Genomic DNA, 20,454 nt, shown 5'->3' on the forward strand with positions numbered 1-20,454 from the left:
TATGCGTTGTCTGTTGCTCGCCTTTCTTTTGCTCGGCTCATTGCCCGTGGTTGCCCTGGACCGGTTCCAGGTCGAAGGTTATACGTTGCCCAACGGCATGCAACTGATGCTCAAGCCCGGCACCGAGCGCGGGCATGTGGCGATCCGCCTGGTGGTCGGCGTGGGCCTGGACGACTTCAGTTGCGCCGACAAGGAACTGCCCCATTTGCTCGAACACCTGCTGTTCAGCGGCGTCGACGAGAGTGGCGAAGGCGGCCTGGAGGAGCGCATGCAGGCCTTGGGTGGCGAGTGGAACGCCTTCACCAGCAACGCCGACACCACGTTTGTCATCGAAGCGCCGGCGCGCAACCAACGCAAAGTCCTGGACCTGCTACTGGCGTTGTTGACCCGCACCCGCCTCGATGAAAAAGCCCTGGAGGCGGCCAAGCGGGTGGTGGAACGCGAAGACGGCGGCCACTACACCCATCTGCAACGCTGGCTCGATCATCAGGACCTGGGCCACAAGGCCAGCAATCAGCTCGCAGTCGAGTTGGGCCTGCGCTGCGCGGAACGGGCCGAGGTCGAACACCTCACCCTTGCCCGGCTCAAGCAGGTGCGCAAGGACTGGTATGCGCCGAACAACATGACGCTGATCGTGGTCGGCGATCTCGACCGACTGCTGCCGGCCTACCTGGAACGCGCCTTTGGCGAACTCGAGCCAGTGGAACCCAGCGTGCACGAGGCACTGCCGCAGATCCGCTACAAAGCGGTCACCAAACGCAACCTGATCCGTGGCCTGGTGGGCAACAGCGCCAAGCTGCATTGGCTGTTCCCGGAGCCGGTGCTGGACGAGCAGCATGACGAAACCTTCGACCTGCTCAAGGATTACCTGGACTGGGCGCTCTATCGCCAACTGCGCCTGGCCCGCGGCCTGTCCTACGGGCCGTGGACCGAGCGCGAGGTGTTCGGCGGCGTCGGCTTCTTCAGCCTGAATGCGGACCTGGCCCGCGAGGATCTACCCCAAGCGGAACAGGCGCTCGAGGAGCTGCGTAATACGCTGCTCAAGGATGGCCTCGATCCCGACAGTTTCATGCGCATCAAACGCGCGGCCATCGCGCATCAGACCTGGGCGGTTCAAGGTAACAGCGCCCTGGCCGATTATTATTGGGGCGCCCTGGGTGATTATGAAGACGGTCGCTTCGCCAACCCGGCCGTGCGCTTGCAGGGGGTGAGCCTGGAACAGGCCAACGTGGCCCTGCGTGAACTGCTCAAGGACCCGGGTTACCTGCGTATCGAGAAGCCGTTGCTCAGTGACGATGAGCTCGTGTGGGGGCTGGGCGGTGTGCTGGGGTTGCTGTTGCTGGGGTTGGTGGTGTGGCAAGTGCGCCGCAGGGCCCGACCGAACGAAGAATGATTCGTGGCGGCCCACATTTGTGGCGAGGGCATCTGTCTGCTGTGTGGGAGCAAGGCTTGCCCGCGATGGACGCGACGCGGTCTTTCCGAAACCGAGGCGTCTGTTTCACGAGCAAGCTTTGCTCCCACAGCAAATCCCACTTGCCACAAGAGCACTCGTCACATCGATGTCCTGACGATACTCTGTCAGGGATATTTCCTACGACTTACTGTGAAACCACCGAATGCAAAACCTGACGCTCTACGTCCAGCGCATCCTTGAATTGATGAAGCGCTATCCCGGGGTCATTGCGCTCGGTGGTTTCATCTCCGGGGTCGGCAGTTTCATGTTGGTGGACCGCCAGCAGGGCCTGGCGACCTGGATCGCCATCATGATGCTGGTGAGCTGGCTCTGGCTGATGGTCGAGAACAGCATGACCCGGCTGTTCACGCGGATTTTCAAGCGGGAAATACCCCAGCCGCTGTTGCGCTACGCCACGCAGATGATTCACCAGGAGAGCCTGTTTTTCGTCTTGCCGTTTTTCTTCATCACGACCACCTGGAACAGCAGCCAGCTGATTTTCACCGGCCTGCTGACGGTCGCGGCGCTGATCTCGATCACCGACCCGCTCTACTACAAATGGCTGGCACCGCGGCGCTGGGCGTTCCTGGCGTTGCACACGCTGACGCTGTTCGCCGCCCTGCTCACCGCGTTGCCGGTCATCCTGCACCTGACCACCGACCAGAGTTTCAAGCTGGCGCTGGGCATTGCCATGCTGCTGTCGTTTCCCAGCCTGGCCTCGATCTTCCCGATCCGCACCGTGCGCAACGCCCTGGCAATCCTGTGCATCACCTTGGGCATTGGCGCCGCCGGCTGGGTACTGCGCTCCTGGGTGCCGCCGGCCACGCTGTGGATGACCGAAGTGGCGATCAGCACCCAACTGGAGGACCGCACGCCGGGCGCCAGTCTCAAGGAAGTCAGCGCCGCCCAGATTCGCGGCAATGGCTTGTACGCCTACACGGCCATCAACGCGCCGCGTGGGCTCGATGAGCGGATTTATCATGTCTGGCAGTTCAACGGTAAAGAAGTCGACCGCATCGCCCTGGACATCCATGGCGGACGCAAGGAAGGCTATCGCGCCTGGACCCACAAACAGAACTTCCCGGATGACCCGACCGGCAAATGGCAGGTGCGGGTGTTGACGGAAAATGGCCAGATGATCGGTGTGCTGCGTTTCAATGTGAGCGCCGCCACACCCGAAGCAAAATGACCGCGGCCGTGCTATTAGGTAGCGCTGTTCAAGTCGAACGAGCATGGAGCTTATGACCCCAGGATCCCACACCGGCACTGCCCGACTGGATACGTCCGGCTCTGCGGCGAAGCTATGGGTCAGCGGCGACTGGACGCTGGCCCACTACCCGCAGCTCAAGCGCTTGAGCGATTCACTGCGCGGCCAATACGACGAAAACACCCTGATCGACCTCAACGGCCTCGGCGCCCTCGACACCGCCGGGGCTTCGTTGCTGGTGGAGTTGCTGGGCTCCGAACGGCTGGGCAAGACTGCCGAGCACCCCGATTGCAGCTTGCCGGCCGCCGAGCGGGCGCTGCTGCAGACGGTCTATTGCTCGCTGACGGACTTCTGTGTGCCGCTGAAAGAGCCCCAGGTCAGCGTGATGACACAGTTGCTGACGCGCATCGGCCGTGCCGTGGACAAAGTCTGGCAAGACACCCTGCAACTGCTGGGCTTTGTCGGCCTGATCCTGGAAACCCTGGCCCGCAACCTGTTTCGCCCCAAGCGCTGGCGCATGACAGCGATGGTCGTTCACATCGAACAGACCGGCCTGGACGCAGCCCCCATCGTCGCCCTGCTGACGTTCCTGGTGGGCGCGGTGGTGGCGTTCCTCGGGGCGACCGTGCTGGCCGACTTCGGCGCCAGCATCTTTACCGTGGACCTGGTGGCGTTCTCATTCCTGCGCGAATTCGGTGTGTTGCTCACGGCGATCCTCATGGCGGGCCGCACCGCCAGCGCGTTTACCGCACAGATCGGCTCGATGAAGGCCAACGAAGAAATCGACGCGATCCGCACCCTTGGCCTCGATCCGGTCGAGTTGCTGGTGGTACCACGGGTGCTGGCGCTGTTGGTGGCGCTGCCGATGCTGACCTTCCTGGCCATGCTCTCGGGCATTGTCGGCGGTGGAGTCGTGTGTGCCCTGTCGCTGGGTATTTCCCCGGCCATGTTCCTGTCGCTGCTGCAATCGGACATCGGCGTGCAGCATTTCCTGGTGGGGATGGTCAAGGCGCCGATCTTTGCCTTCCTGATCGCTGCCGTGGGCTGCCTGGAGGGCTTCAAGGTCAGGGGCAGCGCCGAGTCGGTCGGAGCCCACACCACGTCCAGCGTGGTGCAGTCGATTTTCGTGGTGATCGTGCTGGATGCCGTGGCCGCGCTGTTTTTCATGGAGATGAACTGGTGAGCCAACCTTTACGGCCGCCCACCGAGGCGGTGATTCAAGTGCGGGGCCTGTGCAATCGCTTTGGTCGCCAGAGTGTGCATGAAAACCTCGACCTGGATGTGTACAGGGGCGAGATTCTCGCCGTGGTCGGCGGTTCCGGCAGCGGCAAATCGGTGTTGTTGCGCAGCATCGTCGGCTTGAACCAGCCCAGCGAGGGTTCCGTGCGGGTGTTCGGCGAGGACTTGCCGAGCCTGTCCCCGGAACGACGTTCGCGGGTGGAGCGGCGCTTTGGCGTGCTGTTCCAGAAAGGCGCGCTGTTTTCGTCCCTGACCGTGACAGAGAACGTCGCCCTGCCGCTGATCGAACACGCCGGCCTCAGCCGCGCCGACGCCGAGCACCTGGCGGCGGTGAAACTCGCCTTGGCCGGGCTGCCACTTTCTGCCGCAGACAAGTACCCCGCTTCGCTGTCCGGCGGCATGATCAAGCGCGCCGCCCTGGCCCGGGCGCTGGCCCTGGACCCGGACATCCTGTTTCTCGACGAACCCACCGCCGGGCTCGACCCCATCGGTGCGGCGGCGTTCGACCAGTTGATCCTGACGCTGCGCGATGCCCTGGGCTTGAGTGTGTTCCTGGTCACCCATGACCTGGACACGCTCTACACCATCACCGACCGGGTGGCGGTGCTGGCGCAGAAAAAAGTACTGGTGGCCGATGTCATCGACAAGGTGTCGGAAACCGACGACGCCTGGATTCACGAATACTTCCATGGCCCTCGCGGCCGCGCGGCGCTATCGGCCGCTATACAATCGAACGAGGTCTGACATGGAAACCCGAGCCCATCATGTGCTGATCGGCCTGTTCACCGTCATTGTGGTGGCCGGCGCCCTGCTGTTTGGCCTATGGCTGGCCAAGTCCAGCGTGGACAGCGAGTTCAAGGATTACGAAGTAGTGTTCAACGAGGCGGTCAGCGGCTTGTCCCGGGGCAGTTCGGTGGAATACAGCGGCATCAAGGTCGGCGACGTCGTCAATCTGCGCCTGGACCCGAACGACCCGCGCCGGGTGCTGGCGCGGATACGCTTGAGCGGTGAAACACCGATCAAGCAGGACACCCAGGCCAAGCTGGCCCTGACCGGCATCACCGGCACCTCGATCATCCAGCTCAGCGGCGGCACGCCCCAGAGCCCGGCGCTGACGGGGCACGACGGTGAACCGCCGGTGATCATCGCCGCGCCCTCGCCTATTGCCCGCCTGCTCAACAACAGCGATGACTTGATGACCAGCATCAACCTGTTGCTGCACAACGCCAACGAGGTGTTTTCCCCGGACAACGTCCAACGCCTGGGCAACACCCTCGAACACTTGGAGCAAACCACCGGGGTCATCGCCGAGCAGCGCGGCGACATTCGCCAGGCCATGCAGCAACTGGCGTCCATCGGCAAACAGGCCAGCGCCACGCTGGAACAGACCACGGCGTTGATGCGCAACGCCAATGGCTTGCTCGACGATCAAGGCAAGGCAGCCGTGGGCAGTGCCGGGCAGGCCATGCAATCGCTGGCCCGCAGCACGGCAACCCTCGACAAATTGCTGAACGACAACCGCGACTCGCTGAACAACGGCATGCAGGGCCTCAATGCCCTGGCACCAGCCGTGCGCGAGCTACGCGAAACCCTCAGTGCCCTGCGCGGCATATCCCGGCGTCTGGACGCCAACCCCAGCGGCTATTTGCTGGGTAACGACAAGGACAAGGAGTTCACGCCATGAAGCCGACCCATCGACTCGTCCGCCCTGCCCTGTTGCTGGCCGGCTTTATCCTGCTGGGCGGTTGTTCGATCCTGCCCAAGAGTGAACCTGCGGACATCTATCGCCTGCCCGCCACTCAGGCGTCCAGTGCCCCTGGCGTTGCGGTCAACTGGTCGTTGCGCCTGGCCAGCCCGCAAGCCAGCGAAGTGCTCAACAGCCCGAAAATCGCGGTCATTCCCCAAGGCAATCTGTTCAGCAGTTATGCGGCCTCGCGCTGGAGCGACCCGGCCCCGGTGTTGTTGCGCAACCGCCTGCTCGATGGCTTTGCCCAGGACGGGCGCGTCAGGCTGTTGAGCGTCGCCGACAGTAACCTGCAAGCAGACCTGGAGCTGGGCGGGCAGTTGCAAGCGTTCCAGACCGAATACCAGGGCACGGCGGCCAGCGTGGTGATTCGCCTGGACGCCCTGCTGGTGCGCGGGTTCGACCAACGCATCCTGGCCAGCCGCCGTTTTGAAGTGCGCCAGCCGCTGGGCGATACAAAAGTGCCAGCGGTGGTGGACGGTTTTGGCCGGGCTGCTGATCGGCTGACCGCCGAGGTGGTGAACTGGACGTTGGAGCAGGGCCAGCGTTTCGCAACGCCGGCGCCCTGAAGGCCTCAGCCAAAGAACCAGTAGCAGACCCCGATCGCCGACAGCACGCCCGCCAGTTCGGCCAGCAACGCGCAGCCCACGGCATGGCGCGCTCGCTGGATGCCCACGGCGCCGAAATACACCGCCAGCACGTAGAACGTCGTCTCGGTGCTGCCCTGGATGGTCGCTGCCACCAGGGCCGGGAAGCTGTCCACGCCGGAGGTCTTCATGGTCTCGATCAACATCGCCCGAGCGGCGCTGCCAGAGAACGGCTTGACCATGGCCGTCGGCAAGGCATCGACGAAACGCGTATCCCAGCCGGCCCACTGCACCAGGTGGCGAATGCCGTCCAGGCCGAAATCCAGCGCGCCCGAAGCCCGCAGCACACCCACGGCGCAGAGCATTGCCACCAGGTACGGCAGCAGGTTCTTGGCGACGTCGAAACCTTCCTTGGCGCCCTCGATGAAGGCTTCATACACCTTGACCTTGCGCAGCGCGCCCACCACCAGGAACAGGATGATCAGGCCAAACAGCGTCAAGTTGCCGAGGATCGATGACAACCCGGCCAGGGCCGTGGCCGAGAGCGTCGCCAGCAGAGCCATGAAACCGCCCAGCGCCAGCGCACCTGGAATCAGGTAGGCCAGCACCACCGGATCCCACAGGCGCAGGCGCTGCATGAACGCCACGGACAGCAGCCCCATCAGGGTCGAGCCCGTGGTGGCGATCAGGATCGGCAGGAACACCAGCGTCGGGTCCGGCGCGCCCTGCTGGGCGCGGTACATGAAGATCGTCACCGGCAACAGCGTCAGTGACGAAGCGTTGAGCACCAGAAACAGGATCTGCGCATTGCTGGCGATGGTCGGGCTGGGGTTGAGGTCCTGCAGGGCGCGCATGGCCTTGAGGCCGATGGGCGTGGCGGCGTTGTCCAGTCCCAGGCCGTTGGCGGCGAAGTTGAGGGTGATCAGGCCAATGGCCGGGTGGCCGGCGGGCACTTCCGGCATCAAGCGCAGGAACAGCGGGCCGAGGGCCTTGGCCAGCCAATCGACGATGCCGGCCTTTTCGGCGATACGCAGAAAGCCCAGCCACAGGGTCAAGGTGCCGAACAGCAGGACCATCACCTCTACCGACAGCTTGGCCATGGCGAAAATGCTTTCCACCATGGCCGCGAAGATCCCGGCATTGCCGCCGATCAGCCACTGCGCCAGCGCCGACACGGCTGCCACGATAAAGAAGCCAAGCCACAGGCCATTGAGCATCGGTTAAATCCCCCGGAAGATGCCGCGAATGATAGCGGGGCTGGCAGAAACGACAAACCCCGGATTGCTCCGGGGTTTGCTTGGCTTGATATCGAAGGTGCCGCCGCCATCGCGAGCAGGCTCACTCCCACAAGGGTTCTCAGTGATCGCGGCTGTGGGAGCGAGCCTGCTCGCGATAGCGGCCTCAAGGCATCAATTACTGGACGTTTCCCCCGCCGGCAGCGGCTCTTTGCTGCGCCAGTGCGGCAGAGAGTTCCAGTAGCGCTGGCCCTTGGCATCGTCGTACATGCCTTCCCAACGGGCGATGACCAGCACGGCCAGGGCGTTGCCGATGACGTTCAGGGCAGTACGGGCCATGTCCATGATGCGGTCGACACCGGCGATGAAGGCCAGGCCTTCCAGGGGAATACCCACGCTGCCCAAGGTAGCCAGCAACACCACGAACGACACACCCGGCACACCGGCAATGCCTTTGGAGGTGACCATCAAGGTCAGCACCAGCAGCAATTGCTGGCTGATGGACAGGTCGATGCCATACAGCTGGGCAATGAAAATCGCCGCGATGCTCTGGTACAGGGTCGAGCCGTCGAGGTTGAACGAATAGCCGGTAGGCACCACAAAGCTGCAGATGGCTTTCGGCGCGCCGTAGGCTTCCATCTTCTCGATCACCCGTGGCAGCACGGTTTCGGAGCTGGCGGTGGAGTAGGCCAGTACCAGCTCATCCTTGAAGATGCGCATCAGCTTGAGCACCGAGAAACCGAACAGGCGGGCGATCAGGCCCAGCACCACAAAGGCGAAGAAGGCGATGGCGACGTAAACCAGGATCACCAGTTTCGCCAGCGGCAGCAGGGATGCGAAACCGAAGTTGGCGACCGTCACCGCGATCAGGGCGAATACGCCAATCGGGGCGTATTGCATGATCATGTGGGTGACCTTGAACATGCTTTCCGACACGCCCTGGAACATTTTCACCAGCGGCTCGCGCAGGTCCGATTGCAGGCTGGACAGACCCAGGCCGAACAGTACGGAGAAGAAAATGATCGGCAGCATCTCGCCACGGGCAACGGCGGCGAAGATGTTCGACGGGATCAGATTGAGGATGGTCTGGACAAACGCATGCTCATGCTGGACTTCAGCGGCGGTGGCCTGGTACTTGGAAATATCCACGGTACCCAGGGTGCTCATGTCGATGCCGCTGCCGGGCTGGAAGAAGTTGGCCAGCAACAGGCCGACGACGATGGCGATGGTGGTGACGATTTCGAAGTAAAGGATGGTCTTCAGGCCAATGCGCCCGAGCTTCTTGGCATCACCGACCCCGGCAATGCCGACGATCAACGAGGAAATCACGATCGGGATCACGATCATCTTGATCAGACGGATAAAGATATCGCCCGCCGGTTGCAGAACGTTGCTGATCCACCAGGCCTTTTCGGCACTGAAATGGTTGAGCAGCGCGCCCAATGCAATCCCCAGCACCAGACCGATGAGGATCTGCCAGGCGAGGCTTAGTCGTGCCTTCTTCATATCGTTACCCTTACTTCAGTTGGTCTCGGACAGGGGTACGAACGGAATCGTCGATGACAAAACACATTCGCGCCCCTGCCCCCGTATAAGGTCACCCCGAGCGCATTAGCGGCTTACTGGCAGGCGAAAAAAGGCGCAACTATTGCGACGCAAGGGGGGCTCGTCTAATGCCGTAAACGCCTACCCTATGCCGAATCGGCATGAGATTTTTCAAACGAAACCCGCATCCCAACCGGTTCGAATAGGCCATTTATGCAGGCATAAGTGCCGTGAGCCGGCCATTTCAGCGTAGCTGCGCCTTCTCTCGCCAGCGGGGGCAACCAATAAAACGACTGCGAATCGAGACGTGTCCCGTGGGAGAAAACGCGCCGGCATTCTCCGATATACGGTCAGGGAAAGGGCAATAAATCGGCGGGAGGAGACAAAATGCCGCATCGCGCAGCAACCGGTGGCATCCAATCCATCAACCGCTCTGGCACAGGTATTCTGCGTTATAAAGCGCTACGCAAGTTCGCCCAGCCGTAATGGCTTTGCGAACCTGCGTTGCAGCTTTTACCTGACCCGGCCCTTTCGCAGGCACTCCTTGTGCCCGTAGGTCACTCCGACTCTCATCAGTCAGAACGTCCCGGCCCCCTGGTCATGCACTGGCCCTCCTCGGGCCGTGCAGAAGGGAAAAGCAGGGCTGCTTTTCCCATTTTTCAGAATCAGTACCAGTTCGGATCTTTCTCGAGTTGTTCCATTAACAGTTTCTGCATACCTTCGTCGGGCTTGCCGAGGAAACGGTAGTCGGCATGCCGCGTCGGCGACTTGTCGGCCGGCAGCCCCGCAGGGACTTGTACCCACAAGGCGTAGGCTTCGTCCTTGTCGAAGCTGAAGGCGACGATCAGGCGCTGGCTGCGACACGTCGCCTGGGTTTCACACAGGGGTCCCACCAGATACTTGTCGCCATCTTCCTCGACAGCATTCATCTGTTGCGAATCGCCTGACAGGTTCATCACCCATTCGGGCAGGCGTTCTTCTTTTTTCACGACGTGCTGCCAGGTCTCACGGTATTGCGGGTCTGACGCCAGCAACTCGTTGGCCCGCATCTGCCCGTCATTGGCAGCCATTGCCATGGCACTGCCGCCCAACAACAGGGCGGCGGCCAGTCCTTTAAAGGAAACGCTCATGGTCAGCCTCGGCCACGACGGCCAAAGAAGAAGGAAGCGATGAACATCACCAGGAACACGACAAAGAGAATCTTGGCGATGCCCGTGGCGGTGCCTGCGATACCACCGAAGCCCAGTACTGCGGCGATGATGGCAATGATCAGGAAGGTAATTGCCCAGCTCAACATGGTGATTCTCCTTACGCTTTTCTATTTAGTGAGGGTCTGGCGATGATGGTTCCGGCGCGATGGACGACCGGTCCATCGGGTTAAAACACCCAGCGCTCTTCACGTGGCATATCGACCACTGGCTGAGCCTGATCGACATCCATCATGCGCATTGAAGCGGAGGCTTCCGCGACACTGCTGACGGCGCTGAAATGGGTTTGTGGGGCACGATGAATCGACGTCTGTGGCGCCTCTGGCTGTTGCCGCTCTTGCCAGAGCATCCATTGCTGGCCTATCACGAGGGTGACCAGCAATGCCAGGGCAGCCCATAAGCCTTGCTGAATGTGCAGAGAAGAAAATCGAAATTGGGCGGCACTTTGACGATTCATCCTGGAATTCCTCCCCACCCGGGTGCGGTGATCTGGTTGAGGCGCTCTAAACGCCACGTTGATCAGGACATTGCAGTCGGCGTGCCAGGATTTTTTATATAAAAAACTCTTTAAAATCATATATTTACAAAATAGTTATCGGAGGCGGGGAGCGCATCCTGCACGATGGCCCGCGTGGCAGTCGTGCGTATTGCACGAATGAGGGAGAAAAGACGCTAGATTGTTTTTGAATTGCCCGTCAGACGTAGCTGTCGGAATGAGCAATGCGAACCGTCCGAACCACACGAATCATAAAAAAAGGAACTCAAATCAGTCTTTTAGGAGTCAGACGTCCACAGGGGCATACTGCGTGGGTAATATCCCCTCAGAATCGACCATGCAACTTGCCCGATTTTTCTGACACTAATCATCATCATTCATTAAAGGAGCGTAGGAAAAATGGAATCCGCCACTGAGCATCAAGGCCGCATTCTGCTGGTAGACGATGAGTCCGCCATCCTGCGTACGTTCCGATACTGCCTGGAAGACGAAGGCTACAGCGTTGCCACCGCCAACAGCGCCGCGCAAGCCGACGCTCTGCTGCAACGCCAGGTGTTCGACCTGTGTTTCCTCGACCTGCGCCTGGGCGAAGACAACGGCCTGGATGTGTTGGCGCAAATGCGTATCCAGGCCCCCTGGATGCGCGTGGTCATCGTCACCGCCCACTCGGCGGTCGATACGGCAGTGGATGCGATCCAGGCCGGGGCCGCCGACTACCTGGTCAAGCCTTGCAGCCCCGATCAATTGCGCCTGGCGACCGCCAAGCAACTGGAAGTACGCCAGTTGTCGGCCAGGCTCGAAGCCCTTGAAGGGGAGGTGCGCAAGCCCAAGGACGGCCTCGACTCCCACAGCCCGGCGATGAAAGTCGTCCTGGAAACCGCACGCCAGGTTGCCAGCACCGATGCCAATATCCTGATCCTCGGCGAATCGGGCACCGGTAAAGGCGAATTGGCCAGGGCGATCCATGGCTGGAGCAAGCGCGCGAAAAAGTCCTGCGTCACCATCAACTGCCCGTCACTGACCGCCGAACTGATGGAAAGCGAACTGTTCGGCCATAGCCGCGGGGCCTTCACCGGTGCCAGCGAAAGTACGCTGGGGCGCGTCAATCAAGCCGACGGTGGTACGCTGTTTCTCGACGAGATCGGCGATTTTCCACTGACATTGCAACCCAAGTTACTGCGTTTCATCCAGGACAAGGAATATGAGCGGGTAGGGGACCCCGTCACCCGTCGTGCCGACGTGCGGATTCTCGCGGCGACCAACCTCAACCTCGAGGACATGGTGCGCGACGGGCGTTTTCGCGAAGACCTGCTGTATCGCTTGAACGTCATTACCTTGCATCTACCGCCGCTGCGCGAGCGCGCCGAAGACATCCTGACGCTGGCCGACCGCTTCCTGGCCCGCTTCGTCAAGGAATACGCACGCCCGGCCCGGGGCTTCAGCGACGAAGCACGCGAAGCGCTGCTAGGCTATCGTTGGCCAGGCAACATCCGGGAACTACGTAACGTGGTCGAACGCGCCAGCATCATCTGCCCCCAGGAAAAAGTCGAAATCAGTCACTTGGGCATGGCCGAGCAGCCAGTCAACAATGCGCCGCGCATCGGCGCCGCCCTGAGCCTGGACGAACTGGAAAAAGCCCACATCGGCGCGGTGCTGGCCACGGCCGACACCCTCGACCAGGCGGCCAAGACCCTGGGGATCGATGCTTCCACGCTGTATCGCAAACGCAAGCAGTACAACTTGTGAGCAGCACCTCATGAAACTGGCGATGAAGCTGCGCACACGACTGTTTCTCAGTATCTCGGCCCTGATCACGGTGGCCTTGCTGGGACTGGTGCTTGGCCTGGTCAGCGTGATGCAGATGGCCAACACCCAGGAACAATCGGTACGCGACAACTTCATCCTGCTGGACCTGGGCCTCAAGCTGCGCCAGACCCTGGGCGATCAGTTGATTATCATGCTCGACGACAAGCCCGACCTCGCGGCGCTGGAGGCATCCAAACAGCAATACCTGGCGTTGATCGACGAGGGGATCGCCCACGAACGGGAACTGGATGAGTCGACGAACAGCTTCAGTAAGGCCAAGGCCGATTACATTGAGTTTCTCGAGGCCTTCACCGCATCTCGCCAGCAGCCGAGCCAGCTCTCGGGCATCAAGGACCTTACCGAAAAATTCAACGTACTGCGCAATGGGCTGATCGAGGGCTATCGCCAGGCCCTGACCAACATCAGTGAAACCCAGGACCGTGCCCGTGAACGGGCGCTGTGGATTTCCGGACTGCTGGGGCTGGTGGGGTTTGCGGTGCTGATCATCGGGTTTATCACCGCCCATGGCATTGCCCGGCGTTTCGGCGCGCCGATCGAGGCGCTGGCGGCAGCGGCGGACGACATCGGCCAGGGCAATTTCGAGGTCACGCTGCCCATATCCTCCGCCGCCGAGTTGAACCTTTTGACCCGTCGTTTCGGGGTCATGGCCCAGGCCTTGCGCGAGCACCAGGCCACCAATGTCGATGAACTGCTCGCCGGCCAGCAACGCTTGCAAGCCGTGCTCGACAGCATCGATGACGGCTTGCTGATGATCGACCGCCAAGGCCGGCTGGAACACCTCAACCCGGTGGCCCAACGGCAATTGGGTTGGGATGAGGCGCGCCTGGGCCAAGGACTCGGCGAGGCGCTGGGACGCCTTGAGCTGGATGAAGAGCTGCACCTGGTCCTGCGCGGCGGAAGCCTGGAGCGCGTGCCGGAGGACCTGAGCATCGAAGTCGATGGCGAGTCGCGGGTGCTGACTTACAGCCTCACGCCGGTCAGCCACACCCAGGGCCACATCCTCGGCGCGGTCATGGTGCTGCATGACGTGACCGAACAACGCGCCTTCGAACGGGTGCGCAGCGAGTTCGTCCTGCGTGCCTCCCATGAACTGCGCACGCCAGTGACGGGCATGCACATGGCGTTCGGCCTGTTGCAGGAGCGCTTGCATTTTCCAGAGGAGTCACGCGAGGCGGACCTGCTCAACACCGTCACGGAAGAAATGCAGCGGCTGATGCAACTGATCAATGACCTGCTGAACTTCTCTCGCTACCAGAACGGCCTGCAAAAGCTGACCCTGGCGCCTTGCTCCATCGACGATCTGCTGGAAGCCGCCCGGCTGCGCTTTACCGAACAGGCCCAAGCCAAGGGCATCGAGCTGCTCGTGGCGATCCAGGGCCCGCTCCCGCGACTGCATGCCGACGCCGCGCAACTGGATCGAGTGCTCGATAACCTGATCGACAACGCCATGCGCCACACCGCCGAAAACGGCCAGATTCGCTTGCAGGCCCGACGCCATGGCGAGCGGGTGATCATCAGCGTCGAAGACAACGGTGAAGGCATTGCCTACGGCCAGCAAGGACGGATCTTCGAGCCTTTCGTCCAGGTCGGACGCAAGAAGGGTGGCGCGGGCCTCGGCCTGGCGCTGTGCAAGGAGATCGTCCAGCTCCACGGCGGACGCATGGGCGTTTATTCAAGGCCGGGGCAGGGCACGCAGTTCTACATGGCGCTGGCGGTCTGAGCAGACTCAGGCTTCGTCATCGAAACGGCGCCCAAGCAGGCGGCGGCCACGGGTAATCAGTTCGATGAGCTGCACCGCACTGAGAGCATGGGCGAACAACCAGCCCTGACCGAACCTCACCCCTTCGCTGCTCAAGTAAGAGGCCTGGGCTTCATGCTCGATGCCTTCGGCGATCACCTTGAGTTCCAGCGCATGGGCCATGCGAATGATGTGCGGAGCCACGCCGCTGCTGGCGGCATCGTGGCCCAAGGCATCGATGAAGGCCTTGTCGATTTTCAGGCAGTCCACCGGCAGGGTTTGCAGGTAGGCCAGGCTGCAATAACCGGTGCCGAAATCGTCGATCAACACCTGATGCCCGACATCGCGCAGCGATTGCAGGTTATCCCGGGCGACCAACACATCGATCAGCCCGCGCTCGGTCACTTCGAAGGCGATCTGATGGGCCGACACGCGATGCAGCGCCAGCAGGCGGGCGATCACTTCGCCGATACGCGGCACCATCACATCGCAGGCCGCCAGATTCACCGAGATGTACAACTGCGGATTGGCCCGCAGCAACTGGCCCAATTGATCGAACAGCCGCTGCAAGACGAAATCGGTGATCTGACGGATCTGTCCGGTGTTCTCGGCCATCGGGATAAACAAGTCCGGGCTGGTCAGGGTGCCGTCGGGTCGGCGCCAGCGCAGCAAGGCTTCGGCACCGACGCAATTGCGGCTGTTGAGGTCGAAAATCGGTTGGTAAAGCACCTGCAACTCACCGCGGCGAATGGCCCCGTGCAGTTCGGCATCCATGGATTGGCGCTGGCGCGCCAGCAGAAACACCTGAAAACCAATCCCCAGGCCCAACATCAGGCTGATGGGCAACATCCACCAGGCGTTGGCCGGAACCGTGAAACCGTTGCGCTGGGCAATCAATACCAGTTGATATTCCGGGCTGTCGGTGGGCATCCGATAGATCAGCCGGGTTTGCGTCGCTTGCAAGGCATTGTGGCTTTTGGGTGGCCAAGGCTCCGTGGGCGGCCAGTGTTGAGGGGGGCCCAACACGGGAATGGCTCGCTCGCCATGATCCAGGACCACCAGCAGGCTGCTGCCCGGAGGCAGATCGACCACGTCGGCCAGATGCCCGCGGGAAGTGGCGACCCGAAAATTGCCGCGCCCCAGCATCAATGCCGCGCGGTCTTCGTTGGGTTCGGTGGTGGTATTGAGCCAGTAACTGTAGGTCGGACCCCGGAGATCGGGTGGGCGGGTCACCGACAATCCGCTCTGGCGCGGACGATTGGAACAGACGCCGCTGCCATCGATATACACCGCCTCATAAACGAAACGGTAATTGAAACTGACCTCTCGCAAGGTCGCGATCATGTCATCGTCACACCCACGCAACGGCTGGTTTTGCAGGTCGTCGAGGCTTTCGCGCAGTTGCCCGAAAAGCTGTTCCAGCCGTTGCAGAAAGCGCTCGCCCTGGGCATTCATCTGGTCGCTTTCGCGTTGCTGGATCTGTTGCATGACCACGAACAGACTTCCCGCCAGCAGCAGGACGGTACTCAGGGCAGCCGCTATCATCGCCAAAAAAAGCGGGCGATGGAGCCAGCTCTGCAGGGTTTCACGGGCAGCCGTCATCATGGGTAATCCGAAAGTTACCAATGAGTTATAGCTTCTGATTTGGATTTGGCCCGATTCGTCAGACGGGCGTCATTATTTTGTCTGGTTGAGCACCTGCAGGATCGCCGCGCTTTGCGCGTCCGGCGTGCCATCGAAACGGGTGGGCCGATAATGCATCTGGAAGGCGGCCAGCACATGGTGGGTGGCCACGTCCCATTCGCCGGTCTGCGGCGTCGGGTAACCCAGGCGGGCCAGCTCGGCCTGGAACCAACTGGCAGGCGGCAGCTGTGGCGCGAAGATGGCCTGCTGGCGAGCCACTGCCTGCTCGTCCGGCCAAACCCCCAAGCCGGCTTGCGCCAGGCGCTTCCAGGGAAACAGCGGGCCGGGATCAAGCTTGCGCAGGGGCGCGATGTCGCTGTGGCCGATGATGCTGCGCGGGTTGATTCCGTTGCGCTGGATGATGTCCTTGAGCAATACGATCAAGGCCTGGACCTGGGCTTCGCTGTAGGGATACCAGAGGCGTCCGGTAGGCGTGTCGACGAAACCCGGATTGACGATTTCGATGCCGATGGAACTGGAGTTGAGCCAGGTCCGGCCTTCCCACTCACTTTCCCCGGCGTGCCAGGCGCGTCGACTTTCATCCACCAGTTTGTAGACGGTCGCGCCTTTATCATCGCCGATCAGGTAATGGGCACTGACTTCGCCATGGGTCAGCAGGGCCAGTGAACGCTCCAGGGAAGCCGAGGTGTAATGCACCACCACGAATTGGATGCGGTTGTCATGGTTGACGGAAGGGTGACTGGTGTCGAGCCGCGGGCCGCTGGTGCAGCCGGCCAGGATAAATAAAGAAACAATGAGGGAAAGAAATTTCATGGTGGAGGGCATTACGCGCTGGAAGTAATGCAACAGTGTAACGTATCGCCCCGCGATGATCCGATGCGCGCGCCGATATTAAACAAATTGGAACAATTAGCCTCTCAGCCCAGCTCTACACGGTTGCGCCCGGCATTTTTTGCCCGATAGAGCGCCTGATCGGCTCTTTTAAACACCGAATCACTGTGTTCGCCCGGTTTGAAGGCCGTCAGGCCAATGGATACCGTCACTGTCACCGGCTCGCCCTTGAAATGAAACGGGCAGGCTTCGATGGCCAGGCGCAGCGCCTCGGCCAGCTTCGCGCCGGCGGCCAGGGGCGTGTCGGGCACCAGCAGGACAAACTCCTCGCCCCCGAAACGCGCAATGAAATCACCGCCACGCAGGCGTTTGCGCAAGACCGAGGCAATGAGTTTCAACACCCGATCCCCGGCCAGATGGCCGTAGTTGTCATTGATGCGCTTGAAATGATCGAGATCGAGCATGGCCAGCAGCAAGCTGTTGCCGTGCTGCTGCCACTGGCCGACTTCATGCTCCAGGCGCTCGGACCAGGCCGCGCGATTGGGCAGCCCGGTGAGCGGATCGACCAGTGCTTTCTGCCGCTGCTCCTCGAGATTCTCCCGCACGACCTGGGCATCCTGCTCCATCAGCGCGACGCGATCGGCCAGGCTTTTCAGGCGCGCCGAGACTTCTTGCTCGCGTTGATCACGTTGCTGGCGGTGTTGATCCATCGTGCCGAGCAAGCCTTCGAGGTGATTCTCGAGCACCTGCTTGAGGCCTTCCAGGTCATCGGCTTGTTGCACGCTGCTTTGCAGGCCGTCTACCTGTTCGCGAATCTGCGTGTCCATTTCCCTGGAGGCCGACAGGTTGTCGGCGTGGTCTTCACTGGCCGCCTGCAGGCTGCTCTGGAATGACTCGAGCCGGTCATTGAGCCGTTGCAGGTACGCTTCGAACTCATGCTGGCCGGTGTCGGTGATAGCCAACATCAATACTGCAAGATCGTCGAGGATCGGTAGCAGCTCGTACCAATTCAAGCCATTTCGCAACCGCTCACGCATGGCTTCGGCTTGTGGCCGATGCCGCTCGGGCAAGGTCAGGTCGCCCAACAGGCCCAACAACGTGTCTTCGATGTGCTTGGCGACCGAACTGTAGGACGGTTCCGGCGAGTCGGGCAGGGCGTACTGGGCATCAGCCACATCGACGGCTTCCAGCGGCTCGGCAGGCTCCGCTGGAGGCTGCGAGGGGGCGGGCAGGGCCTGTGCTGGCTCCTCGGGCATCAGTTCGTCGGGGTTGTCGAGGGCAGGTGCCACTGCCGACAGTTCTTCGGCAACCGGCGTTGGCAATGGCGCGGGTTCGGTTGCTTCATCCGGCTCACTGATGGGCTGAACCACTTCGGCTTCAGGTACGGGAGCGGGCTCAATCTTCGGTGCAGTCGGGACAACCGGTTCGGGCGCTGCCTCCAACGTGGGAGCTTGCTCCGCGACCGATGGCTGCGGTGCTGGTGCTAGCGCGACGGATTCTGCGTCGGTTGCCGGCTCCGCGACTACGCGCACGAACGTTTCTGCCTCAGGCGCTACGCCGGCCTGGGCATGCTCGTGGGGCTGGGGCGCCGCTTCTTCATGGCCTTGGCCACCAAACAGCCGTTGCAGCAGGCCAGGTCGACTCGGTTCGACAGGAGCGTCCAGGGCGCTCAGCGCCTTGCCTTGCAAACCGCTCAGTTCGCTGAGCAGCAGCGGAATCTCCCGGGCCTGGCCGACCCGCTCCTCCAACTGCTTGGAAAATTTCTTCAGTGGCCGGCTGACTTCCTTCGGCAGCGGCAGGCTCTGCAACTGGGCAACCAGGGCCGTCAACGCCGTGCTCATCTGCTCGATCCGGGTTTCGCGGCGCTGCTCGGAATCGAGTACGGCTTTCTCCAGGCGCGGCAGCAGGGCGGCGAGACCGGCGTCCATTTCATCGGTGCGCACCACCTCGCGCATCTCTTTCATGCATTGGTCGACAGCTCGGTCAGTGCCCTCGGCGGCCAGGGTACTGCGCACCAGGCCACGACGCAGCAAGTCGAGCCGAGCAGCCCAACGGCGCTCGAGCTTTTCCTGCTGTTCGATACTCTTGAGGTACTTCTCTCTCCAGCGTTCGGCGTCGTCGCTCATTCATCGGATCCGCGAGGGGCAGGACTCAGCGCGGGAAAGGCATCAGCCGTGAGCGAACCAGGCAAACGAATTTCTACCGCGACCGGCAGGTGATCGGAAATGGGTTGGGCCAGCACCTCGACGCGTTCGAGGGTCAGGGTCGGGCTCAACAGGATATGGTCCAGGCAACGCTGGGGACGCCAACTGGGGAACGTCGCTTCCAGCTGTGGAGCGAGCAGACCAAGATCGCGCAGGGGCGAGGTCTGCAGCAAATCGGAGGCATGGGTGTTCATGTCACCCATCAGTATCTGGTGCTTGTATCCACCGATCAGTTCGCGAATGTACGCCAACTGCATCGTCCGGGTACGCGCCCCGAGCGCCAGGTGCATCATGACCACCACCAGCGCTTCCGGACCTTCGCCGAACCGCGCGAGGATCGCCCCGCGCCCCTTGGGCCCGGGCAGCGGATGATCCTCGATCGCCCAGGGGCGCAAACGACTCAACACGCCATTGCTGTGCTGGCCGAGCCGTCCGAGGTTGCGATTGAGTTGCTGGTACCAGTAGGGAAAGGCGCCCAGTTGGGCCAGGTGTTCCACCTGATTGACGTAACCTGATCTCAGGCTCCCGCCGTCAGCCTCTTGCAGGGCCACCAGGTCGAAATCTTTCAGCAGGTCGCCGATTTTCTGCAGGTTACCGGCGCGTCCGGTGTGCGGCAGCAGATGCTGCCAGCCCCGGGTCAGGTAATGCCGGTAGCGCTCGGTGCTGATGCCCACCTGGATATTGAAGCTGAGCAGCCGCAAGCGGCTGTCGCCAGGCAGGCCCGTGGACGTGACATGGTGCTCGTTGACCCGCGGTTCATGCAGGCCAACGATGCGTTCGGTACTCCAGCGGGCCATGGGCGTGAGCCGCGCTTAGTTGGCGGCAGCCTTAGGGGCTGCTCGCTCTTTGGCGATCAGCTGGTCGGCCAGTTGCAGCGCTTGTTCGGCACCGCCGGCAGAGCCGATGTCAAAGCGATATTTGCCGTTGACGATCATGGTCGGTACGCCGGTGATTTCGTATTTCTTCGCCAGCTCCCGGGCCTTCTTGATCTGGCCCTGGATGGCAAAGGAGTCGAAGGTGGCGAGGAACTTATCCTTGTCGACGCCTTGGGTCGCGAGGAAGTCAGCCATGTCTTCTTTCTTGACCAGCTTCTTGCCTTCTTTCTGGATGGCGTTGAATACCGCCGCGTGAACCTGATGCTCGACGCCCATGGCTTCGAGGGTCAGGAACATCTGGCCGTGGGCGTCCCATGGGCCGCCGAACATGGCGGGGATGCGTACGAAGTTCACATCCTTAGGCAGCTTCTCGACCCATGGGTTGATAACGGGCTCGAAAGCGTAGCAATGCGGGCAGCCGTACCAGAACAGCTCCACCACTTCGATCTTGCCAGGCACGGCCACCGGAACCGGATTGGTCAATTCGACGTAAGGGGCCTTCGATTCTTCCGCGTTGGCTTGGGCGGCCATGCCGAACAGGCTGGCGACGACGAGCGCGGCGCTGGTGATCAGATTACGCATGCTTTACTCCTGGACAATGAGGGGACCTCGCGAGGCCTG

18 protein-coding genes are annotated in these 20,454 nt (G+C 61.7%); 8 read left to right on the plus strand and 10 right to left on the minus strand.

Features of this window, described 5'->3' with window-relative positions; translation table 11 throughout:
• Position 1 precedes the first annotated feature (1 nt).
• From GN234_RS18130 to GN234_RS18155, 6 genes are all read left to right on the plus strand, one after another.
• Positions 2-1,393, plus strand: coding sequence for a M16 family metallopeptidase (locus GN234_RS18130; RefSeq protein ID WP_109752876.1), 1,392 nt, complete (start codon positions 2-4; stop codon positions 1,391-1,393).
• A gap of 223 nt (positions 1,394-1,616) precedes the next feature.
• Positions 1,617-2,642, plus strand: coding sequence for a DUF5924 family protein (locus tag GN234_RS18135; RefSeq protein WP_109752875.1), 1,026 nt, complete (start codon positions 1,617-1,619; stop codon positions 2,640-2,642).
• A 52-nt stretch (positions 2,643-2,694) separates the two neighbouring features.
• Complete coding sequence (locus GN234_RS18140; RefSeq protein WP_176688866.1) at positions 2,695-3,843, plus strand: ABC transporter permease; 1,149 nt, start codon at positions 2,695-2,697, stop codon at positions 3,841-3,843.
• Positions 3,840-4,643 (plus strand): ABC transporter ATP-binding protein, encoded by an 804-nt coding sequence (locus GN234_RS18145; RefSeq protein WP_116833830.1) that lies wholly within the window; start codon positions 3,840-3,842, stop codon positions 4,641-4,643. The genes GN234_RS18140 and GN234_RS18145 overlap by 4 nt, the downstream gene beginning before the upstream one ends.
• Before the next feature lies 1 nt (position 4,644).
• Positions 4,645-5,583 carry an MlaD family protein gene (locus tag GN234_RS18150; RefSeq protein WP_176688867.1) on the plus strand — a complete coding sequence of 313 codons (939 nt, stop codon included), beginning with the start codon at positions 4,645-4,647 and terminating at the stop codon, positions 5,581-5,583.
• Positions 5,580-6,212 carry an ABC-type transport auxiliary lipoprotein family protein gene (locus GN234_RS18155; RefSeq protein WP_176688868.1) on the plus strand — a complete coding sequence of 211 codons (633 nt, stop codon included), beginning with the start codon at positions 5,580-5,582 and terminating at the stop codon, positions 6,210-6,212. Before GN234_RS18150 ends, GN234_RS18155 begins: the two co-directional genes overlap by 4 nt.
• Before the next feature lie 5 nt (positions 6,213-6,217).
• On the opposite strand, the gene GN234_RS18160 is transcribed toward GN234_RS18155, so the two are convergent.
• From GN234_RS18160 to GN234_RS18180, 5 genes are all read right to left on the minus strand, one after another.
• Positions 6,218-7,447 (minus strand): nucleoside recognition domain-containing protein, encoded by a 1,230-nt coding sequence (locus GN234_RS18160; RefSeq protein WP_116833828.1) that lies wholly within the window; start codon positions 7,445-7,447, stop codon positions 6,218-6,220.
• 192 nt (positions 7,448-7,639) lie between these two features.
• Positions 7,640-8,971, minus strand: a complete 1,332-nt coding sequence (gltP, locus tag GN234_RS18165) for a glutamate/aspartate:proton symporter GltP (RefSeq protein WP_116833827.1) — start codon at positions 8,969-8,971, stop codon at positions 7,640-7,642.
• A 704-nt stretch (positions 8,972-9,675) separates the two neighbouring features.
• Entirely contained in the window at positions 9,676-10,140 is a 465-nt protein-coding gene (locus GN234_RS18170) for an inhibitor of vertebrate lysozyme family protein (protein WP_176688869.1), read from the minus strand.
• Positions 10,141-10,142: 2 nt separating this feature from the next.
• Entirely contained in the window at positions 10,143-10,307 is a 165-nt protein-coding gene (locus GN234_RS18175; protein WP_003177151.1) for a DUF1328 domain-containing protein, read from the minus strand.
• An 80-nt stretch (positions 10,308-10,387) separates the two neighbouring features.
• Entirely contained in the window at positions 10,388-10,675 is a 288-nt protein-coding gene (locus GN234_RS18180; protein ID WP_109752867.1) for a hypothetical protein, read from the minus strand.
• A gap of 438 nt (positions 10,676-11,113) precedes the next feature.
• Here GN234_RS18180 and algB point away from each other — a divergent pair, with 438 nt between their 5' ends.
• Both algB and GN234_RS18190 read left to right on the plus strand, forming a co-directional pair.
• A complete protein-coding gene (algB, locus tag GN234_RS18185) occupies positions 11,114-12,460 on the plus strand; it encodes a sigma-54-dependent response regulator transcription factor AlgB (protein ID WP_003196247.1) in 1,347 nt (448 codons plus the stop codon).
• Positions 12,461-12,470: 10 nt separating this feature from the next.
• The gene (locus tag GN234_RS18190; protein ID WP_163855989.1) at positions 12,471-14,261 is read left to right on the plus strand and encodes an ATP-binding protein; all 1,791 of its coding nucleotides are present in this window, start codon (positions 12,471-12,473) and stop codon (positions 14,259-14,261) included.
• 6 nt (positions 14,262-14,267) lie between these two features.
• On the opposite strand, the gene GN234_RS18195 is transcribed toward GN234_RS18190, so the two are convergent.
• The 5 genes from GN234_RS18195 to GN234_RS18215 all read right to left on the minus strand — a co-directional run bounded on the left by GN234_RS18195 (position 14,268) and on the right by GN234_RS18215 (position 20,415).
• Positions 14,268-15,881, minus strand: a complete 1,614-nt coding sequence (locus GN234_RS18195; RefSeq protein WP_109752964.1) for an EAL domain-containing protein — start codon at positions 15,879-15,881, stop codon at positions 14,268-14,270.
• A gap of 75 nt (positions 15,882-15,956) precedes the next feature.
• Complete coding sequence (locus GN234_RS18200; protein WP_109752865.1) at positions 15,957-16,736, minus strand: N-acetylmuramoyl-L-alanine amidase; 780 nt, start codon at positions 16,734-16,736, stop codon at positions 15,957-15,959.
• 104 nt (positions 16,737-16,840) lie between these two features.
• Positions 16,841-18,880: a GGDEF domain-containing protein gene (locus GN234_RS18205; protein ID WP_176688870.1), complete on the minus strand. Its 2,040-nt coding sequence runs from the start codon at positions 18,878-18,880 to the stop codon at positions 16,841-16,843.
• On the minus strand, positions 18,877-19,755 hold the full coding sequence (locus GN234_RS18210; RefSeq protein WP_109752863.1) for an endonuclease/exonuclease/phosphatase family protein: 879 nt from the start codon (positions 19,753-19,755) through the stop codon (positions 18,877-18,879). Before GN234_RS18210 ends, GN234_RS18205 begins: the two co-directional genes overlap by 4 nt.
• Before the next feature lie 15 nt (positions 19,756-19,770).
• The gene (locus GN234_RS18215; RefSeq protein WP_109752862.1) at positions 19,771-20,415 is read right to left on the minus strand and encodes a thiol:disulfide interchange protein DsbA/DsbL; all 645 of its coding nucleotides are present in this window, start codon (positions 20,413-20,415) and stop codon (positions 19,771-19,773) included.
• Between the last annotated feature and the right edge of the window lie 39 nt (positions 20,416-20,454).

The sequence above is a fragment of the Pseudomonas bijieensis genome, assembly GCF_013347965.1.
In the GTDB taxonomy this organism is placed as follows: domain Bacteria; phylum Pseudomonadota; class Gammaproteobacteria; order Pseudomonadales; family Pseudomonadaceae; genus Aquipseudomonas; species Aquipseudomonas bijieensis.